Source organism: Paenibacillus sp. J31R109, assembly GCF_059692055.1.
In genome coordinates, this window is the sequence record NZ_JCAUAR010000050.1 from 1 (window position 1) to 1302 (window position 1302).

A 1302-nucleotide genomic window follows, 5' to 3' on the forward strand; every position below is an offset into this window, starting at 1 on the left:
TGGACCTCTGTCAAGAAAATAGACACCTCTTAAGAGAATTAACAAACATTTTTATAGTAGTTTTCTTCGAATCTAACTGGTGAAAGGTAACCCAAAGAACCATGGATCCTTTTACGATTGTAAAAAAGTTCAATGTACTCGAACATATCTTGTTGTGCCTGGGCTTTGGTTAAAAATCTCGTACAGTAAATAAATTCTTTCTTTAAGATGCTGTGAAAAGATTCGATGCAGGCATTGTCATAACAGTTTCCTTTTCGACTCATACTAGCTTTCATTTGGTATTTGTTAAGTCTTGTACGGTATTCTTCTGATGCATATTGTGAGCCACGATCAGAGTGATGCAGCAGGCCCTCTGGAGGTTTTTGAGCCTCGTAGGCTTGATCTAAGGCAGCGAGAACTAAGTCGGTCGTCATACGGTCCCCGAGTTTCCAACCTACAATTTTGCGTGTGTATAAGTCTAAAACACTAGCTAAATACAATTGGCCTTGACGACACGGAATATAGGTAATATCTGTGACCCAAACCTTGTTAGGTGCAGTTGTTTGGAAGTTCTGATTCAGCACGTTAGGTGCAATGGGAGAATCGTGATTGGAATCGGTCGTATTGACTCGAAACTTCTTAGAAACACAGGATCGTAGCCCACTTTCTTTCATCAGTTTACCTACCAGACGCTCAGATACGATCCAGCCTTCACGTTGTAAAGTCTCTGTAATTTTAGGACTTCCGTACCGACCAAAATGGTCATGGAAGATGAATGTAATTCGTGCTGTTAGAGCTGCTCTGCGCTTCTGGTAGCTGTTCATTAACAACTTTCTATCTAACCAGTTGTAAAAACCACTCCGGGACACCTCTAGTGTCTGGCACATCTTCTCCACTGAAAACTCAGAGCGGTTATCCTCAATGAATTGGAACCTTAGTTCTTTGGTCTGCTGAAGATGTGCACGGCCTTTTTTACAATCGCAAGTTCTTCTTCAGCCTCAGAAATTCGGCGATCTTTATCTGCGAGTTCGCGTTCTTTCTGTTTTAACAGCTGCTCCAGCTGACGAACTCTATCTGGGCTTGCAATGGACTCACTTTCAAATTGGCGGTACTTCGCTACCCATTGATGAAGCGTTCCCTTTGGAATGTTTAGCTCCTCAGCGATTTCCCCTACCGTTTTCGTTTGTTCTTGAATAAACTTTACCGTTTGTTGTTTAAATTCCTCATTGTACCTTTGCCGTTGTTCACCCATTGTGAACACCTCCTCGTTATTTCTATTATCTTATTCTGTTAACGAGGTGTCCACATATTATACTAGCTGCA

General features: G+C 41.7%; 2 protein-coding genes. Both read right to left on the reverse strand.

Features of this window, described 5'->3' with window-relative positions; all coding sequences use genetic code 11:
* Positions 1 to 38 precede the first annotated feature (38 nt).
* Positions 39 to 902, reverse strand: a complete 864-nt coding sequence (locus tag AC58QT_RS35990) for an IS3 family transposase (protein ID WP_497413127.1) — start codon at positions 900 to 902, stop codon at positions 39 to 41.
* An 11-nt stretch (positions 903 to 913) separates the two neighbouring features.
* Complete coding sequence (locus AC58QT_RS35995; protein WP_497413126.1) at positions 914 to 1231, reverse strand: transposase; 318 nt, start codon at positions 1229 to 1231, stop codon at positions 914 to 916.
* Positions 1232 to 1302 lie beyond the last annotated feature (71 nt).

Bases quoted from the DNA above. Each gene is read 5' to 3' on its own strand.
- AC58QT_RS35995 (WP_497413126.1), bottom strand. From the start codon at position 1,231: ATGGGTGAACAACGGCAAAGGTACAATGAGGAATTTAAACAACAAACG.